This is a genomic window from Rhizobium laguerreae (assembly GCF_002008165.1).
In the GTDB taxonomy this organism is placed as follows: Bacteria; Pseudomonadota; Alphaproteobacteria; order Rhizobiales; family Rhizobiaceae; genus Rhizobium; species Rhizobium laguerreae.
Map to the genome: position 1 here is coordinate 23,516 of NZ_MRDM01000014.1, position 15,877 is coordinate 39,392.

Genomic DNA, 15,877 nt, shown 5'->3' on the forward strand with positions numbered 1-15,877 from the left:
GCGCGGATATTCGAATGCGTTAGGTTGCTTTCTGACGCCAAATCTCTGTGACAGTTAGGGAGGCATGAGATGAGCGATAAAACGGGAAAGACGGAACTCAATAGTACCCGGCGCCAAATCTTGCTGGGCGGCGGCTCGGCAATCGCATTAGCGGCATTCTGTCCGGTCGCCAGCATTCCGGCGCTTGCCCAGGCAGGAGCAAAGAAGCCGAATATACTTGTGATCTTCGGCGATGACATCGGCTGGTGGAACACCAGCGCTTACAATCGCGGGCAGATGGGATACCAGACGCCAAATATCGACCGTATCGCCGACGAAGGTGCGATCTTCACCGATCTCTACGCGCAGCAATCCTGCACGGCGGGGCGAGCGGCCTTTATTACCGGCCAGAGCTGTTTTCGCACGGGGCTGCTCAAAGTCGGGCTTCCCGGAGCCAAGGAAGGCCTGTCTGAGAAGGATCCGACGATCGCCGAACTGCTCAAGCCGCAAGGGTACGTTACCGGCCAGTTCGGCAAGAACCATCTCGGCGATCGAAACGAATTTTTGCCAACCGTCCACGGCTTCGATGAGTTCTTCGGCAACCTCTATCACCTCAATGCCGAAGAAGAACCGGAGAACCCCGATTACCCGAAGGATCCACAGTTTCGCGCGAAATTCGGACCGCGTGGCGTGCTGAAATGCAAAGCGAGCGAGACAGACGATCCGACCGAGGATCCGCGTTTCGGAAGAGTGGGCAAGCAGACGATTGAGGATACGGGACCGCTCACCAGAAAACGCATGGAAACCGTTGACGAGGAATTCCTAGGTGCTGCCAAGGACTTCATCGACCGCAGCGCCAAAGCCGAAAAGCCGTTCTTTTGCTGGTTCAACGCGACCCGGATGCATATCTATACGCATCTCAAGGCGGAGTCGAAAGGCAAGACGGGCTTGGGGATCGTTGCCGACGGCATGGCTGAATTCGACGGTATGGTTGGCCAACTGCTCGACCAGCTCGATGAACTTGGCATCGCCGAAAACACCATCGTTGTCTGGACGACCGATAACGGTGCAGAGGTGTTTTCCTGGCCTGATGGCGGCACAACGCCTTTCCATGGCGAAAAGAATACCAATTGGGAAGGTGGCTACCGCGTGCCTGGGATGGTCCGCTGGCCGGGCATCGTCAAGCCGGGAACCGAGATCAATGAGATTGTTTCCCACGAAGATTGGCTGCCGACCTTGGTTGCAGCAGCCGGTGAGCCTGACATCGCAGCCAAGCTTCTGGCCGGCTATGAAGCGGCGGGCAAGACATTCAACGTGCATCTTGACGGCTACAATCAACGCAACCTGTTTGACGGCACAGGGCCTGGGGCGCGCAAGGAGTATTTTTACTGGACTGATGAGGGGAACCTGGCAGGATTGCGCTACGACCGGTGGAAGCTGGTGTTCATGGAACAACGAGCAGAAGGGTTGGACGTGTGGCAGGATCCTCTGATCACACTGAGATTTCCAAAACTAATCGACCTTCGCGCCGATCCGTTCGAGATTGCCCAGCATGCAGCTGGGGATTATGCAAGATGGCGCGTGGAACATGCCTTTGCGCTGGTTCCGGCCCAGGCATTTGTGGCCAAACACCTTCAAACCTACGTAAAATATCCGCCTCGCCAGGCGCCGGGAAGCTTCTCGCTGGACCATGTGCTCGAGAAACTCCAGCAGGGTGGCGGACAGTGATCAGACGTTGACGAAGGCCAGGATGGCGCCGTTAATGTTCGGCGCCATCCGCCTGTGATCGGAAAAGATCGATGAATGCGAATGAGAACGGACAGGCGACGACTATCCTCCAGCGAGCGAAGCACGAGATAAAGGAGTACGCCTTCCTCTGCGCCTATCTCTATGTCTGTTTCGCGGTAATCCTCCTCTACAAAATGGCCGTCCTCGGTAGTCAGGGTGTGGAATTTCTTGTGTTCGGCATACCCGCAATCAAGGCTCTCATTCTCGGAAAGTTCATCCTGCTCGGTCATACGATCGGCCTCGGAGAGCGGTCCGGCAGTTCGAGACTCGTCGGCGTCGTGGCCTACAAGGCGGCACTCTATCTGTCCCTGATCCTCGTCATGTCGCTTGCTGAAGAGTGCGTCGTTGGGTTCCTTCATGGCAGGGCACTCTCGTTTGTCATCGCTGATATAGCCAGTCGGCTGCCCGAGCTCCTGGCCATGAGCGCAATCATGCTGTTGATCTTGATCCCTTATCTGGCATCGAGGGAATTGGGAGTGGCACTCGGCAAAGGAAGGCTTTGGAGTTTGTTCTTCGAACATCGCGGCAGTAAATGCGGATGAAGGCCGGCGAAGACGAGTTCTCTTCCAGAGGTTGATGACGGCAACCAGCCGGGGTCATTTGAGTGAAGGTCTTTGCGAATATGATGAGTAAGGGTTGAACGCAAGGCGAAGCCATGTTGGAACCACCGATTTTGAAAGCGCGTGCGAGCGGTCGTATGTTATGGATCCCCGGCAGCGATTTCCTGATGGGCTCGGATCGCCACTATCGGGAGGAAGCCCCGGCGCACAGGGTTCGTGTCGATGGGTTCTGGGTGGACACATGCCCAGTGACGAACCGGGATTTTTCCGCCTTTGTCGAGGCGACCGGCTATGTCACCACGGCGGAGCGGCCGGCCAACCCGGCTGACTATCCGGGTGCCATTATGGAGATGCTGGCACCATCGTCAGTCGTTTTCATCAAGCCAAAGTCGCCTGTTGATCTGACGAACCACTACAACTGGTGGAAATATGTGCGCGGAGCAAACTGGCGGCATCCGCGAGGGCCGGCAAGCACGATCAAGGGCTTATTGGAGCATCCGGTCGTCCATGTCACATTCGACGACGCACAAGCCTATGCGGCCTGGGCCGGCAAGGAACTGCCAACCGAAGCAGAATGGGAGTTTGCCGCACGCGGGGGGCTTGAGGCGGCGGACTACGTATGGGGAGAGGAAATGTTGCCCGGCGGTCGGCATATGGCCAACACCTGGCAGGGCGAGTTTCCCGTCCAAAACAGTCGGGAGGACGGTTTCGAGGGCACATCTCCCGTGGGGAGCTTTCCCGCCAACGGCTACGGTTTGTTCGATATGGCCGGCAATGTCTGGGAATGGACGACCGACTGGTATCAAGAGCATGGCATGATCGACAGCCCGTGCTGCACGATCTCGAATCCTGTCGGCGCTGAACTCTCCAACAGCTATGATCCGCGCCAACCGCAGATCAGCATTCCACGCAAAGTCATGAAGGGCGGCTCACATCTTTGCGCGCCCAATTATTGCCGCCGTTACCGGCCGGCCGCACGCATGGCGCAACCCGTCGATACAGCAACTTGCCATCTAGGCTTCCGATGTATTGTCCGTTCATAATGCAACAGCGACCCGCTGATTTCACTGGCTGAGGGATTCAGATCGGAGATAGACAGCTTCGTCGGCTACAAACGGCTGCGCCAGCGCAATAGGGACACCTGGTTGCCTCCGCGGCAATTTATACAAAGCGCCGGAAAGATGCGCGCGAATCGCTCATCTTCGACATAATCGGAAGTGGTGTGCCGCACCTACCCTGCCGGTGGACGATACCGAACCGACTTCGCCTTCTTCAAGGCTTCGATCGTATCCTCGACGCTGAGGAGGACGGTTGTCTCCATGGAGCTGAGCGCGCCTCCCGCGCCGATCGCAAGTGCGACGGCCGCCATCGATACGTTATCAGGCGCCTCCCATAGATTCCAACCATCATGCTCGCCGAAGGCGTACCAGAACCCATGCAGCTTTCCGCCCACGGATTCTATGTAACTGCGTGCCGCCTCTCGGCGATCCTCGGGGCTTTCGATCATCCGCGCCCAGGTCTCGGGCGTGTAGCTGAAGCGTGTGAGATACATGGCCATGGTTTGTTTCCTCCGCCAGAACAACACAGTAAACGCTCAAGCCGGGCAGAACGCCAGTCATTTCCAATGAGCGGAACGGGCCTCGCTCGGCTCACGCTCGAATTTGTTCGCACGTCACCCCAGGGATGTCGGCAAATGCTGCAGAGCACGTTGACGCTGCTATCAAAGCTGCTAAAACGCCAGCCATCGACTGATTGGGTCGCAAATCGGTAGCAACAACCGGTTCGCAGAAATCGACAAAATGTGGATTTCTCGACCTTTTCAATCAGATGGAAGAGTGTCCGAGTGGTTTAAGGAACCGGTCTTGAAAACCGGCGTGCGGGAAACCGTACCGTGGGTTCGAATCCCACCTCTTCCGCCACAACCATATGATATAATTTATCAAAATTCGTTGACAGATTTGCGGTAATTCCGGCCAGGCCCGCAACATTGTCAACATATTCTGCAACAATGCTGCAACTGCAGACGTGTTGCAAAACGCTCGATCCGCTGTTGCAGGCTGGGAATCGGCGTTTGACCCACGCGTCGATCGCTCTGAACATGAAAAAAGCCGCGGTCAATGGGCTGGAACCCTGCGCGGCTTTTTGGGAGATTGTTCGATGATAATGAACAGCGGCAACGCTATTGTAAACCCCTCGCATGCGCCGGCGACATCCTCCGACGAGACGGCTTATTGGAAGTCAGGGTTGGGAAGCCATACTCTGCTTGGCTTCGAAACACGCTACGGAGAGGCCCAGCGCATGGCCGCCGAGGCAAAGGCAAAGCGGAAAACGAGCGGCAAGTGCTGCAAAGTCGCCGATCCTGATTCCGATGCCGCACGGTTCCGCCGGGAGGCGATTGAACTACGCCTGACCGTTCGGGACCGCCTTGAGAACGGCTTTGTTCTCCCGTTCGATCGGGACATTGCTGGACGGTGGCGGCGGGCGTTTGCCGAGGAGGGTTTGCGCTCCGAAAATGACCCTATCCTCAAACTGTTCGTCACCCTCGTCCCGAAGGGTGGCAGGGCGCGAGCATCCAACGACAAGGCCACGCTTGATGTCCAGTCTCGCTCCAAACTCCTCACTCTCGACTATGCCTATATCGAGTTGAACAAGGAGTTTCTTGGCGCGATCCGTATCGACTGCGACGGCGTTTTCGCAGCTCCGGGGCATCTGCTCCTTGGCCTTGAGGAACTGGTGCGGGACGGCAAGATTCCGTGCCTGCCGCACATCATCGTCGGCGACCTTCTTGACGATGGCACTTATCATCGCCCGCATTTCATCTTCTTGTTACCGCCTAGAACCGCCGTCTGGAAGTCCAACAACAAGCGTTGCCGTCGCGACATCGTGCGATTGTTCCTCGGAGTCTCCAGCGGGCTGACGAAGGCGCTGCTCCCCCTCGGGGCCGATCCTGCTGCCCCAGCGACGACAATGCGTATGAAGAACCCGCTGTCACCTCTCTGGCATACCATGACCCCGAACCGGCATGACATGCCGACGCTCTCGGACTATGCGGATTGGGTAGACACCAGGTCGAGCCGCGAGGCGCTTGTCCGTCAGGCTGCAGCGGTCCAGTCCGGAATGGGTCTCAAAGCCTCGAACGTCACCTTCAACACGCTCCGCGAACGAGGAACGGCTCTGTTGATCGAGTGGCACTTTACGCCGGATACCCGCATGAGGGGATCGAAGGCAGCACTTGCCGATCACCTTCATGTCGCGCTTGAAGACTACGCCAGGACGATGGAATTGGATGACACTAGGGTTTCCTATGTCATCGCCAAGGTCGCCGATCGCCTCGCAATGGAATTCGATCCTGCGAAGCTACAGGGCGGGAAGAATCGGCAGCGCCTCCTTCATGTGGTCGAAGGGATGACGAATGTTCGGGACCGGCAGAGGGCGGGGGCAGAATTTTCCCAAGGCGTCAGGCGAGAACGGAGTCTTGAAAAACTGGTGGCGGCCTATGCCACCATGCTGGAGCGGTCGGAAACGCTCAGCCCGGAACGACTGGCGTCTCGAGCTGGCGTGTCCCGATCGACCGCTTATCGGCACTTTTCGGCCTGTCAGCAAATTTGTGCCAATCGGTGTATAGATAAAAAGGTAGGCATCACTCCGTGCAACAATAATCCGGAACAGGTTCAGGGTGAAACGGCCAATAGCGAATCTCCGCACGGGAGCGTTGATCTTGAATCCCCCTCGAAGAAGAGCGCGGTGGATGGGTTTCCGCTCCAGAGGAAGACGAAGACGGCGACCTCCGTCTGATTGAGGAGCAGGAGACCTGGATCGCGATGCAGGAAGGCCGGATTTCGGGCCGCCAGGTACACTTCGGCACCTCGGATGCATCCGACATCGTTTTTGACAGTCAACCCCATCTGGCGGCCACGGAAACCACAATTTCGGCCATGTCGAAGGAAGGACGCTCATTGGCGCTGGCCTAGTCCCGGCCATGAGCTTCATGGCCGGGGTGCGGGACGGTTGGGGTCGTTCCGATCCGTCCAGTCCCGCCTTGCGACCCGTGGCTCGGCTTTGCCTGCGCCCGCGCCAGCCGCTGCGCCGAAACTGGACGGCTCTCCTCTCCGGAACAGGATAGTTCGAAATTCGAACGGAACACTTCGAAATTCGAAAGGCCGATATTTCGAACCTCAAACAGTCCGCCATGCCAAGCCCCCGATTCATCACGTACTGTTACATGATGGCGGGCCAGCGCTGGAGCGTTCTCGAATCCCGCTACCGAACGCCCGGAATTCGAAGCATTTTGCATCTCGCGAAGAAAGTTCGAATCTCGAATGATCGAACTTTCGACTTTCGAACGGATCGTTTCGAGTTTCGACGCATCCGAGGGACGGAGTTCGAAATCGGCGGCGGTCGATCCCGGATCGCGGTGAACGCGACCTCCTGCGGCAGCCTTCGTTTCCGATTTCATCACGCGCGAATTCCCGAAGTCCCGCCTGATCGGCGGCGCTATGCAGACTTCTCCGATATGCTCACCATCAGAGGCCTCATCATCAAAGACGACGCCTGCAGCAATCGTGCGAACTTCGAACACCAGACGAAATGTCTTGGGAAGGTCGAGACCTGTACGATCGATGTTTTTGACGCACCCCTCCCGATCGAAAAAGGGCGGAATCGGTCGTTAAAATTCGAGATGTCACGTTAGGGACCGGTCCGGGGTAAATCCGGACGTTCCTGGGCTCGATTCCGGCTTTGCGATAAACTCATGTCGTTGATGCGGCAGGGGAAAGGCGCGAGGAAATGAGGTCGAAGTCGACAGTTTTCGAAAGACCGGCATTCCGCCTCATTATCGAAGAGGTTAACGAAATCGATCGCGCCGGAGGCATTCTGATGTATGTGGCATCCCTGTATCTTCAGGTCCGGGGATCGTCGCGGCTGCACCTCGTTCGCCGTTCCCGCGTTCCCGGCTCAGCCGCAGACCTCGTCCGCGACGCCCGGCTTGGCAGGATTGATATCGGCAACCTGATAGACGCGCCTGCCGCCTGAAACCTGCCTGTCACCTCGTCCGTCGAACCGACACACCGGAAAAGGTCGGATTCCGCCCTGCCAGACATGTCAAAGAGCCTTGGATCGGGCAGATATCATTTTCAAACTTCAACCCTATCTGACGGGCTTGGAAGCGGCGATTTCGGCCATGGCCTGGCGAGGCTTCAGACGAGATTTGGCCCAGCATCTCCGCCTAACAATCTCTCATTGAGAAATCCGCGAATCGCTCTTATGCCTAGTTGTGTGATCATCAGGGGAAGATGCGTGCCTGAATTTCAGAATCCATTTTTTGTGTCTGCCTCAGAAGAGGTGGAAGCCGAATATATCGCTGGCCTCGGCGCATTACAAAGAGGCGATTGCAATGCTGCGAGCAGGCATTTCGGCAATGCTGCCCGGGGTGGACACGTTTCCGCGTTATTCAATCTTTCTCTCCTCTGGGGAGGAGGAAGCGTAACTCCATATGACTTCGACCTAGCGGCAGACTGTTGGTACAAAGCCGCCGAAGCGGGGCATCCCCGTGCCAAAGCAGCGTTATGGCACCTAGAAGCAGCGGATCGAGGCGGATACGGGGCTGATAACCTGGCGAATGTTGCCCAACAGGCAAACCCGGGGGGCGGTCTAATACCTTCCACAATGATTTGTGCGGCCCGCTTTTATGACGTGATCTGCCGAAAATACGGCGCGACGGTCGACGTCATCGCGTATGAACTGGATGCAGCGGCAAAGAGTGAGTTCGACTTCGTTCATTCATTCATCCAGCGGACCGGCGTCGATAAGGACTTCTATCAAGGGGGCTTGGACCGCAATAAGCCGGGGTCAGCAGCGGACCAGATTACAGATGGCCTGAATAAGTTGCACGTGGCGATGAAGCGTTCAGGCGTAAGCGACCGGCTCGCTGTCATGGCGCGTTGTTCGATCGTAGGCCACGTTATCGCAAAATCGCCGTATGGTGACCGATCTCAACCACTTCGCGGCGTGGATACGTTTTTCGCTGATAGCCAAAAGGATTCCGAGATGTTCAGTATTTTTGGGAAGAGGGAAAATGATAATCCTAAGCCGCCCCAGAATTTTGAAGAATTACAGGAGCTTATCAAACTCCTTGGGAAAGGGGTTGCGGGAAAACTAATCAGGTCAGGGGCAATGTCTGGCAATGTTTTTTGTCAGGTTCTTCTTTCCCAAGGCGGTCTTTCTATCTCTCCCGAAAATAAAAATTCTGAAATTCAGCGCGACATTGAATTGTTCACTGAAATGGCGGCAAAGTCTGGGGATGCTGGATCGCAGTTCAATCTTGGCAAGCTACATCTTGAAAAGGTTGATGCAGAAGCAGAATATCTCAATCAGTCGGACATCGTTAATATTAAAAAAGCCAAGTATTGGTTTGGTATGGCAGCAAGCCAGGGCATGTCGCAGGCAAGAGAAATGTTAAAGCAGCTGGAGGTTTTCAATTTCGATTGATGCGATCCTATAGAATTGCCGAGGCTTGACCCGGAAACGATCGTTCGAAATTCGAAGGGGTGCCAATGATCCGAGAACCGAAAGGTCGATTTTCCGGCTACCACCCTCTCACCATAGCGTACTTGTAACTTTATTTTTTTCCCTTCATCGCTCGGACGGACCGCATCGCTTCGATTATCGAGATGATAGTTTCGTAATTCGAACCGTTGAAAATCCAATAAGGATACAAACAAGAGCAATTCGGAAATTCGAAGCGTATTTGCGCCGGCAAAATCCGCAGCCCATCATTTTCCCAGACGAGAGAGGAAGGGAGCCAGCAATGCCGTGTGCCTACGGCACGGCGCTGGTCAGGGGGAGTAAACCTCCCCCGTGAACCCCCTCTTGGCCCCTTGGCGGGGCGTGCTACGAGGAGGAAACATGTGCGCAATCAGATCATTCGATGTCGCGTATCCAGCGGAGAAATCGCCGCAATGAAAGACCTTGCAAGGGCGCGGGGTCTTTCATTATCGGAGATGATCCGTCGTGCAGCCCTCGGCATTCGCATGCCGTCCAGGACGATGGACCGCACCGACGTCTTGTACCTCGCTCAGGTCCTTGGCCATCTCGGGCACATCGGCGGCAACCTCAACCAACTTGCGCGACGTGCCAATGCTGGCAAGCTTCCCGGACATGATGCCGAACTTGCCCAGACACTTGTCGGGATCGACACGCTGCGGAACCGCCTTCGCGAGATCATCGCATGATCGTCCGGACCACGCGGATTTCCCGCAAGGGCGGTGTCCGCTACATCGCCCGCCATCTCCTCGACAAGGCGGACGAGAACGAGCGGATCGAGGTTCTAGCGGGTGACCGCCATGCGCTCCTTGATGCCCACGCTCTGGCGAAGGTGAAAGGCTGCACCTACAGCGTCCGTCACCTGTCCATCTCGCCCGAACGCGAAATGTCACCCGCGCAGCTTGCCGTGTTCCTCCGGTCGATCGACGCGGAGTTTCGCGTCGGTCCCGACCGTCCCCGCCTGCTTGTGAGGCACATCAAAAAAGGGCGGTCTCATTTCCATCTCGCTATCGCCGAAGTCGATCCGCACACCCTGCGTGTTCTCGACTGTCGCAACGACTACGCCCGACTCGAAGACCTTGCACGCTCCTACGAGCGCGATCATGGCGAAACTATACAGCCGGTTCGCGCCGAACGTCGTGCCCGCAAGCCCGAGGGCTTCTCCGACGTCGCCCGCAAGAAGGCTGAGCGGACAGCCACTGGTTTCGACAAGACCCGGCTCAGACAGGCATTCGTCTCGGGAGCCACTGCGTTCGACGTCGAACTCAAGCGGCAGGGTCTACAGATCGCGGATGGCGACAAGGGGCCGATCCTCACCGACCTGTCCGGAACGTTCGTCGCCGCAGCCAATCGGGCGGCGGGCGTATCTCGGCGCGAGTTCTTGGAATTCACGAAAGGACCAACACATGACGGAAATAATTTCCGCGTCCCTGCGAACACTGACGTCGGTCGAGCGCAACACCGAACAGCTCTTGCCGCTTCTATCCCTGTTGGAGAACCCGGAGGGGCCGGACCGTATCGCGCAGCTGCTCGAACTGCTCGGGCTGATGCTGGAGATGCAACAACGACAGGCTCAGACCCTGCAGACTGTCGCCGACCGCATCGACCGTCTGTCGCGACGCTAAACCCGCCCGTACCTCATGAAATTCTGTTCCTGCGCAGACTCGGCGAGGTCGATCTTGATGCGCTGTTGCGCCGCGCCCGGACACTGGCCGAATGGATGATGTCGGCGTTCGAGAGCGAGATCGAACGCCTGTCGAAACAGATCAGGACGCGACGGGAAAGGCATGTGCCGGCCGATGTCACACGGCGGACTGTGCCAGCCTATAGTTACACGAGGAGGATGACGCCATGAGAAAGAGGACAAGGAAGCGCACATGCTACGACAGGCTGCGAATGAGGGTTTACACGGCGCGTCGGGCTTCCGGTGCAAACCCCGCGGCATCAGTGGCGGCACAACTACTTGCCATCTTCACGGCGATTTTCGGTCGCCTGCCGATCCCCGTTCCTCCGACAGCGCCGCCAAAATCGTCAGGGTCTTCATTTGAGCGTTCCGACATGGCGAACCGGCTGAGCATTCACAAGCGGTATCTCGACACCTTCCTCAATCACGGCACGGTGCCGTACTCGGTGTTGTTCGCGCATATCCGCCAGGGTGGTCCCGTCAGACGGGACGCTTTTGCCGAACTTCGCAAGAAGGCACCGGAGGCGTCTCTGGACTGGCTCAACCATGTCGAGCGGAACGAACTCTGGTCTGACCTAACACGGTGCTTCGTCCGCGACGGCAGCGAAACAGATACCGACGTCAAGTTGCTGAAGTCCACGCTCGCCTGGACGGAGGCCTCGAAACCCGAGACAAACGTTGGCCCAACGGAAACTGGCACGGACGTCGCGAGTGGGGTTGGCGTTGCGAATGACTTCGGTTCGAAAGTATGCGGGCCAACCAGCAGGAAGCCGTGAAGTACAAAATATTCGAGCCGCTCATCGTCACCACGGACCTGATTTCCCTTAGCTGTGAAATCGACCAGCTTGGCCGAACGTTTAAGCCGCTTCCACAGTCAGCACGTGCTCACCGATTTGCTCAACACTATCCATAGGCCTCAAACGTAGACTTTTTTCATCAGCTTGTTCTTCCAGTTCCTGAAGCGCTAGACTTAGCTTGTTGTGCTGTTTATCCGAAACCTGAGGGTCAAATTTGTTTGGGCGCTGAAGTATAAGCTCATATTGTCGCTGGATCATGGAATCGCGTTCACGGACCTTAACCGTGTCCAAGTCCCAAAGCCTGAGTTTTACTAATTCGAATGATCGAGAAAGCGCTGATACCCTGAGTGTTCCAAAATTGGCTACTAGCCGCGACCCGGAATAGTCGACAACTGGCTCTTGGCTATCACGTTTGTCTCGCCGCTTATTGTTAGCTACCAAGTCCGAGCTGAAGTGATGTTGTAGTCCGGCTCGCTTACCCTTCACGTAGTCGCAGACCATGAAAGGAAGCCTATCTCCCGAGACATCAGCCTCGACTGAAGCAAGAAGGGGGGGAGAACTTTCGGCTGATTTTGCATCCATCAGGTCATACAACGATGACAGTGCAGCCATCCAGCTTTCAGCAATATCTTTAAGACTTCGGCCTTCCGCTTCTCTTAATTCACCGATCTCAATTCCCGACACAGCAGTATCAGGGTGAGTCAGTGCCTCCTGTGAGCGTAAAGCAAGGTCCGCTTGCAAGTAGTCGCCCGCGATTTGGATTGCGGTGACAACACCGACGGCGTTTTCACCATAGAAGCAATGCAAACGGTGAAGCGAGTTTGCAAGTTCAAGATGGAATCCATCGTTATTCACAGCTGCGACACCGACGACGAGGCGCTCGTAAGAGCCGCTTATAGGCGCGAAAAGTATCGGTGCCCAACGTGCTTGAATGCCGTTACGCAACGATGGGAACTGTGCAGAATCTAGTAGAAAATCCATCATATCATCACCGGCACACCCAGTGCCTTGCTTGCGTGCTCAGGTACCCTAGCGACCCGCTTCTCAAGAAAACCGTTTAGCGCGTCAACGTGTGTTTCCGACAAAAGCGAAGCGATTCTGCTGGCTTTCGAGGTCTTGCCAACATCCACGCTACCGATCGTAGTGCAGAATTTCCGCACTTCTATGGCACGTTTTCTTTTCTGAGCGAAAGTGAGATGTCCAGTCAGCCATTCTGACAACCGATTGTCATACTCACCCTCTGGGTCAAGTTCGGGTGGGAGCCAATCCGGGCCTGTGAAACTATGCCCATGATCGATGAGCCAAACTTCACTCTTACCCCCAAAGAGCAAGTTCCCGGGATGCCGATCGATGTTCGCGATCCAAGCGTCATAGGCGTAAAGATGCCCGAGATCGCCCCACTGCGTGATCTCGTCAAAAAGCGCTTTACGCCCAGCGAGGTCCGAGCCAGTCCAACGGTACGTTACGTTTGGAACCTTCACGTCAATGCTCACGAACACAAGGCGAGAGCCATCTTTTAGTAACGGTGCTTTTGTCGCGACGAGGACATCACTCCGTGCCAGCCCAATATAACAATCTGGTACCGGCAGCCCGACCTCACGCGCAAGTGAATATGCCAAGAGTTCGTTGCACAACTGAGTCAGATCGAGGTCTTTGATAACGGCTTGCTTAATTGATCCGTCACCAATCAGCACTTGGCCGCGGAAGGTGTCATTGACGTTGTTTTCTTTAAACCCCTGCGCACCCTTTAAAATCGTCGCAAGCTCAATTTCAATCATGAATCCCGTAGCCATTTTCCAACACATAAAAGAGAGGAGACACTACAACCATATAGTGTTTAATCAAGGCCCCTTCTGGCATTCAAATTAGATGCCTGAAGGAGGAGTCAGCTTGTTCCAAACAATTTTGCGCGCTGCTCTTCTTTTGTCGGATTCAGATACCGCATCAATACGGCAACGGTCTTATGCCCGGACTGTCTCATAAGCGTCTTCAGATCAGCGCCATTGGCAGCCATGCGGCTAAGTGCCTCATGGCGGAGATCATGAATTCTAAGATCGGGACTTCCCGCGGCAGCTCGGATTTTCTGCCATTCGTGTTCTGCCGAATTCTTCGTCATCTTAAACACGGTAGCGTCGTCCGGTTCGCCCTCGGCCTGCTGGAGAAGCAAATTATAGGCACGGTCCGAGAGGGCAACATATCGATGCTCGTTTCCTTTCACCTCCTTCTCGGGAATGACGATGAAACCATACTCTCGCCGCACCCAGCTCGCGAGGATGCTTCGAACTTCTCCCGCACGCATCCCGGTGTCCAACAGGACCGGGAACAGGGCTTGCCACTGTCGGTTCTGCCACGTCTCCCCGGTCAATGCCGACCATATCCGTTCTTCCTCTCCCTGCCGAAGTCGTCTGTCCCTGCCTGCGCCAGGTTGGGGGATACCGCGCCGTCGCTTCCGGAGCGAGGCAATGGGGTTCATCGTTTGAATGGACTTCTCGTGGATCAGCCACTCGAACACGGCGCTCACGGTGTTCAGATTGTTCCTGATTGTCGATGCCGCACGGCCCTCGTCTCTCCGGGCATCGCGGAAGGTCACGAAGTCATCGACAACCATCTCCCGTACTCTCTTGGACGCGAAGGCTTCCCGTGCCAGCATATTCAGCATGGCGACCTCTTGACTGGCTCCCTTCTTCTCCGGTGTGATCTTGTCGCGGTAGTCTTCTAGCGCGTCCTTGAACGGACGATCGAGGTAGCCCTTCGGAGCGCCGGGCTTCGGTTCTAGGCGGGGGTCCGTCCACGTACCGAGACGCATTGCGGACTCCGTCGCGTCGATCCACACTTGGGCGTCACGTTTCGACTTGAAGGTGTTCGAGATCGAACGCGACTTGCAGGGGCTTTTAAAGGTGTCCGGCAACCGCGCCGTGACCGTCCATTTGCCCGCTCGCTTCGTGATGCTCGCCATGCCGCTTTTCCTGCTTTCTGCAACAATGCTGCAACATATGCCGGAGAAAGCACGAATATGCAAGTTAAACAGTACAATTGTACCGGTCTTGAAAACCGGCGTGCGGGAAACCGTACCGTGGGTTCGAATCCCACCTCTTCCGCCATATGCCGTTTTTTTCGAAAATTCGCACGAGATCCATCCGTCATCGCAATCGTCGAGAAGGTTGGCCTTCCCTGAGGCAATAGATGAGTTTCACGCCTCCTCCTTTGCGTTGACGATGAGATGATATACAGGCAGCAACGGGACGCGACCGCCATTAACTTAAGAATGGGGTCGGGCGGCAGATTGACGTCACGTCGCTGCCACGAGATCACGTGGCCGTCCTCTGGTCGGCGTGCGCGCAGCTTGACCTGCACAAGAGCAGCAGTCGCCTATCTCGACTGATTTGATATTATTGGGGCTGCAACGGCAAGGGAAATGACTTTGTCGGCAGTGCCCCTAAGTCTTCAGGTTTCCAATTTGGTATGCCCGGCGTCTTAAGCGGCCCAACAAGCGCGAGGCTCGTTTTATGATCGTTCAAGCTTGCATCAACGGCGCGCGGTCGAGCGATTTCCATCCCCTCCTTCCCCTGACGATCGATGCCATGGTGCGTGATGCCGCGGCTTCGGTCGCTGCCGGCGCTGCGGAGCTCCACGTTCATCCGCGCGGAGCCGACGGCAGGGAGAGCCTTGCCGCCGTCGACGACACTGTCGGCGCGATCCGCCGCGTCTGCCCGGGAACGCTGGTCGGCGTGTCCACGGGCGCCTGGATCGAAGGCGATCGGCAGAAAACGCGGGAAGCCATCCGCCGCTGGCATGTCCTGCCGGATTATGCCTCGGTGAACCTGTCGGAAGACGATGCGCCCGGTGTCATGCAGCTGCTGCGGCAGAAGGGTGTCGGCATTGAAGTCGGACTGGCATCGTTCGCCGATGCGGAGCGCTACATCGGTCTCGATGATCATGAGTGGGTCTCTCGCGTGCTCATCGAGCTCGATGACGAGCAGGATTTGCAGCGCGCATGCGATATCGCGGACGGCATCATCAAGGTGCTCACGGATAGCCGGGTCAATCGGCCCATTCTTCTGCACGGTTTCGACGACACCGTCTGGCCCTTTGTCAGGTTGGCGCGCGAGCGGCGCTACTCCACCCGTATCGGCCTGGAAGATGGCAAGCACCTCCCGGATGGGACGATTGCCAACGACAATGCCGCGCTGGTCACTGCGGCCGTCGCGATCTTCCGTGGCCACACGATCTGATCCCGATATGTCGGCGGCCAGGCGGCAGTTCGGAATCTCTTCGGCGCCATCGGCCGGCATCGTCAAGGCGCAGAATGTTTCGAAATAGGGGCTCGGCGAAGTCGAGGATTCACCGAGCAGCCCTCACGAGAAGTATGAGTATATCAGGACGCCAATAGAACCCCAGAAGATAACCGGCGTCAGTATCATCCCCGCAACGATGATCTTAGTCACAGTAAAACTCCGAATATCTCCACACATGCCGCGAGAACCTATCGCATTGACCGAGAGTTGCTATGGGCACGAAGTCCGAGATGG

Annotated in this window: 16 protein-coding genes and 1 tRNA gene; 13 read left to right on the forward strand and 4 right to left on the reverse strand. The window is 56.5% G+C overall.

Annotation, left to right across the window (positions count from 1 at the left end; all coding sequences use genetic code 11):
- The first annotated feature begins 69 nt into the window (after positions 1 to 69).
- From BS630_RS15860 to BS630_RS15870, 3 genes are all read left to right on the forward strand, one after another.
- Complete coding sequence (locus tag BS630_RS15860) at positions 70 to 1,707, forward strand: arylsulfatase (RefSeq protein ID WP_077978175.1); 1,638 nt, start codon at positions 70 to 72, stop codon at positions 1,705 to 1,707.
- A 71-nt stretch (positions 1,708 to 1,778) separates the two neighbouring features.
- Complete coding sequence (locus BS630_RS15865) at positions 1,779 to 2,309, forward strand: hypothetical protein (protein WP_077978176.1); 531 nt, start codon at positions 1,779 to 1,781, stop codon at positions 2,307 to 2,309.
- 113 nt (positions 2,310 to 2,422) lie between these two features.
- Positions 2,423 to 3,370, forward strand: coding sequence for a formylglycine-generating enzyme family protein (locus BS630_RS15870; RefSeq protein ID WP_077978177.1), 948 nt, complete (start codon positions 2,423 to 2,425; stop codon positions 3,368 to 3,370).
- Positions 3,371 to 3,558: 188 nt separating this feature from the next.
- Here BS630_RS15870 and BS630_RS15875 read toward each other — a convergent pair whose 3' ends face one another.
- Positions 3,559 to 3,885, reverse strand: a complete 327-nt coding sequence (locus BS630_RS15875) for a GYD domain-containing protein (RefSeq protein WP_077978178.1) — start codon at positions 3,883 to 3,885, stop codon at positions 3,559 to 3,561.
- Between the two features lie 271 nt (positions 3,886 to 4,156).
- Between BS630_RS15875 and BS630_RS15880 the strand changes: the two genes are divergently transcribed.
- The 9 genes from BS630_RS15880 to BS630_RS15915 all read left to right on the forward strand — a co-directional run bounded on the left by BS630_RS15880 (position 4,157) and on the right by BS630_RS15915 (position 11,327).
- Positions 4,157 to 4,246: transfer RNA gene (locus BS630_RS15880), tRNA-Ser, on the forward strand.
- A 238-nt stretch (positions 4,247 to 4,484) separates the two neighbouring features.
- A complete protein-coding gene (locus tag BS630_RS15885) occupies positions 4,485 to 6,122 on the forward strand; it encodes a hypothetical protein (protein WP_077978179.1) in 1,638 nt (545 codons plus the stop codon).
- A gap of 26 nt (positions 6,123 to 6,148) precedes the next feature.
- Positions 6,149 to 6,298: a hypothetical protein gene (locus BS630_RS37020; protein ID WP_158081409.1), complete on the forward strand. Its 150-nt coding sequence runs from the start codon at positions 6,149 to 6,151 to the stop codon at positions 6,296 to 6,298.
- Between the two features lie 251 nt (positions 6,299 to 6,549).
- On the forward strand, positions 6,550 to 7,017 hold the full coding sequence (locus tag BS630_RS37665) for a hypothetical protein (protein WP_208623365.1): 468 nt from the start codon (positions 6,550 to 6,552) through the stop codon (positions 7,015 to 7,017).
- A gap of 185 nt (positions 7,018 to 7,202) precedes the next feature.
- The gene (locus tag BS630_RS37025; RefSeq protein WP_158081410.1) at positions 7,203 to 7,358 is read left to right on the forward strand and encodes a hypothetical protein; all 156 of its coding nucleotides are present in this window, start codon (positions 7,203 to 7,205) and stop codon (positions 7,356 to 7,358) included.
- Between the two features lie 264 nt (positions 7,359 to 7,622).
- A complete protein-coding gene (locus BS630_RS15900; RefSeq protein WP_143529444.1) occupies positions 7,623 to 8,813 on the forward strand; it encodes an SEL1-like repeat protein in 1,191 nt (396 codons plus the stop codon).
- 419 nt (positions 8,814 to 9,232) lie between these two features.
- Entirely contained in the window at positions 9,233 to 9,556 is a 324-nt protein-coding gene (locus tag BS630_RS15905; RefSeq protein ID WP_376774612.1) for a plasmid mobilization protein, read from the forward strand.
- Complete coding sequence (locus BS630_RS15910; protein WP_077978184.1) at positions 9,553 to 10,722, forward strand: relaxase/mobilization nuclease domain-containing protein; 1,170 nt, start codon at positions 9,553 to 9,555, stop codon at positions 10,720 to 10,722. The genes BS630_RS15905 and BS630_RS15910 overlap by 4 nt, the downstream gene beginning before the upstream one ends.
- A gap of 41 nt (positions 10,723 to 10,763) precedes the next feature.
- Positions 10,764 to 11,327 (forward strand): hypothetical protein, encoded by a 564-nt coding sequence (locus BS630_RS15915; RefSeq protein WP_143529446.1) that lies wholly within the window; start codon positions 10,764 to 10,766, stop codon positions 11,325 to 11,327.
- An 81-nt stretch (positions 11,328 to 11,408) separates the two neighbouring features.
- Here BS630_RS15915 and BS630_RS15920 read toward each other — a convergent pair whose 3' ends face one another.
- The 3 genes from BS630_RS15920 to BS630_RS15930 all read right to left on the reverse strand — a co-directional run bounded on the left by BS630_RS15920 (position 11,409) and on the right by BS630_RS15930 (position 14,304).
- Positions 11,409 to 12,332, reverse strand: a complete 924-nt coding sequence (locus BS630_RS15920) for a hypothetical protein (RefSeq protein WP_143529448.1) — start codon at positions 12,330 to 12,332, stop codon at positions 11,409 to 11,411.
- Entirely contained in the window at positions 12,329 to 13,126 is a 798-nt protein-coding gene (locus BS630_RS15925; protein WP_143529451.1) for a HipA family kinase, read from the reverse strand. Before BS630_RS15925 ends, BS630_RS15920 begins: the two co-directional genes overlap by 4 nt.
- A 107-nt stretch (positions 13,127 to 13,233) precedes the next feature.
- Entirely contained in the window at positions 13,234 to 14,304 is a 1,071-nt protein-coding gene (locus tag BS630_RS15930) for a tyrosine-type recombinase/integrase (RefSeq protein WP_077978188.1), read from the reverse strand.
- Positions 14,305 to 14,854: 550 nt separating this feature from the next.
- Between BS630_RS15930 and BS630_RS15935 the strand changes: the two genes are divergently transcribed.
- On the forward strand, positions 14,855 to 15,580 hold the full coding sequence (locus tag BS630_RS15935) for a 3-keto-5-aminohexanoate cleavage protein (RefSeq protein WP_077978189.1): 726 nt from the start codon (positions 14,855 to 14,857) through the stop codon (positions 15,578 to 15,580).
- Positions 15,581 to 15,877 lie beyond the last annotated feature (297 nt).

Bases quoted from the DNA above. Each gene is read 5' to 3' on its own strand.
- BS630_RS15865 (WP_077978176.1), top strand. From the start codon at position 1,779: ATGAATGCGAATGAGAACGGACAGGCGACGACTATCCTCCAGCGAGCG.
- BS630_RS15860 (WP_077978175.1), top strand. From the start codon at position 70: ATGAGCGATAAAACGGGAAAGACGGAACTCAATAGTACCCGGCGCCAA.
- BS630_RS15870 (WP_077978177.1), top strand. From the start codon at position 2,423: ATGTTGGAACCACCGATTTTGAAAGCGCGTGCGAGCGGTCGTATGTTA.
- BS630_RS15930 (WP_077978188.1), bottom strand. From the start codon at position 14,304: ATGGCGAGCATCACGAAGCGAGCGGGCAAATGGACGGTCACGGCGCGG.
- BS630_RS15920 (WP_143529448.1), bottom strand. From the start codon at position 12,332: ATGATGGATTTTCTACTAGATTCTGCACAGTTCCCATCGTTGCGTAAC.
- BS630_RS15875 (WP_077978178.1), bottom strand. From the start codon at position 3,885: ATGGCCATGTATCTCACACGCTTCAGCTACACGCCCGAGACCTGGGCG.
- BS630_RS15910 (WP_077978184.1), top strand. From the start codon at position 9,553: ATGATCGTCCGGACCACGCGGATTTCCCGCAAGGGCGGTGTCCGCTAC.
- BS630_RS15915 (WP_143529446.1), top strand. From the start codon at position 10,764: ATGAGGGTTTACACGGCGCGTCGGGCTTCCGGTGCAAACCCCGCGGCA.
- BS630_RS37665 (WP_208623365.1), top strand. From the start codon at position 6,550: ATGATGGCGGGCCAGCGCTGGAGCGTTCTCGAATCCCGCTACCGAACG.
- BS630_RS15935 (WP_077978189.1), top strand. From the start codon at position 14,855: ATGATCGTTCAAGCTTGCATCAACGGCGCGCGGTCGAGCGATTTCCAT.
- BS630_RS15925 (WP_143529451.1), bottom strand. From the start codon at position 13,126: ATGATTGAAATTGAGCTTGCGACGATTTTAAAGGGTGCGCAGGGGTTT.
- BS630_RS15885 (WP_077978179.1), top strand. From the start codon at position 4,485: ATGATAATGAACAGCGGCAACGCTATTGTAAACCCCTCGCATGCGCCG.
- BS630_RS37020 (WP_158081409.1), top strand. From the start codon at position 6,149: ATGCAGGAAGGCCGGATTTCGGGCCGCCAGGTACACTTCGGCACCTCG.
- BS630_RS37025 (WP_158081410.1), top strand. From the start codon at position 7,203: ATGTATGTGGCATCCCTGTATCTTCAGGTCCGGGGATCGTCGCGGCTG.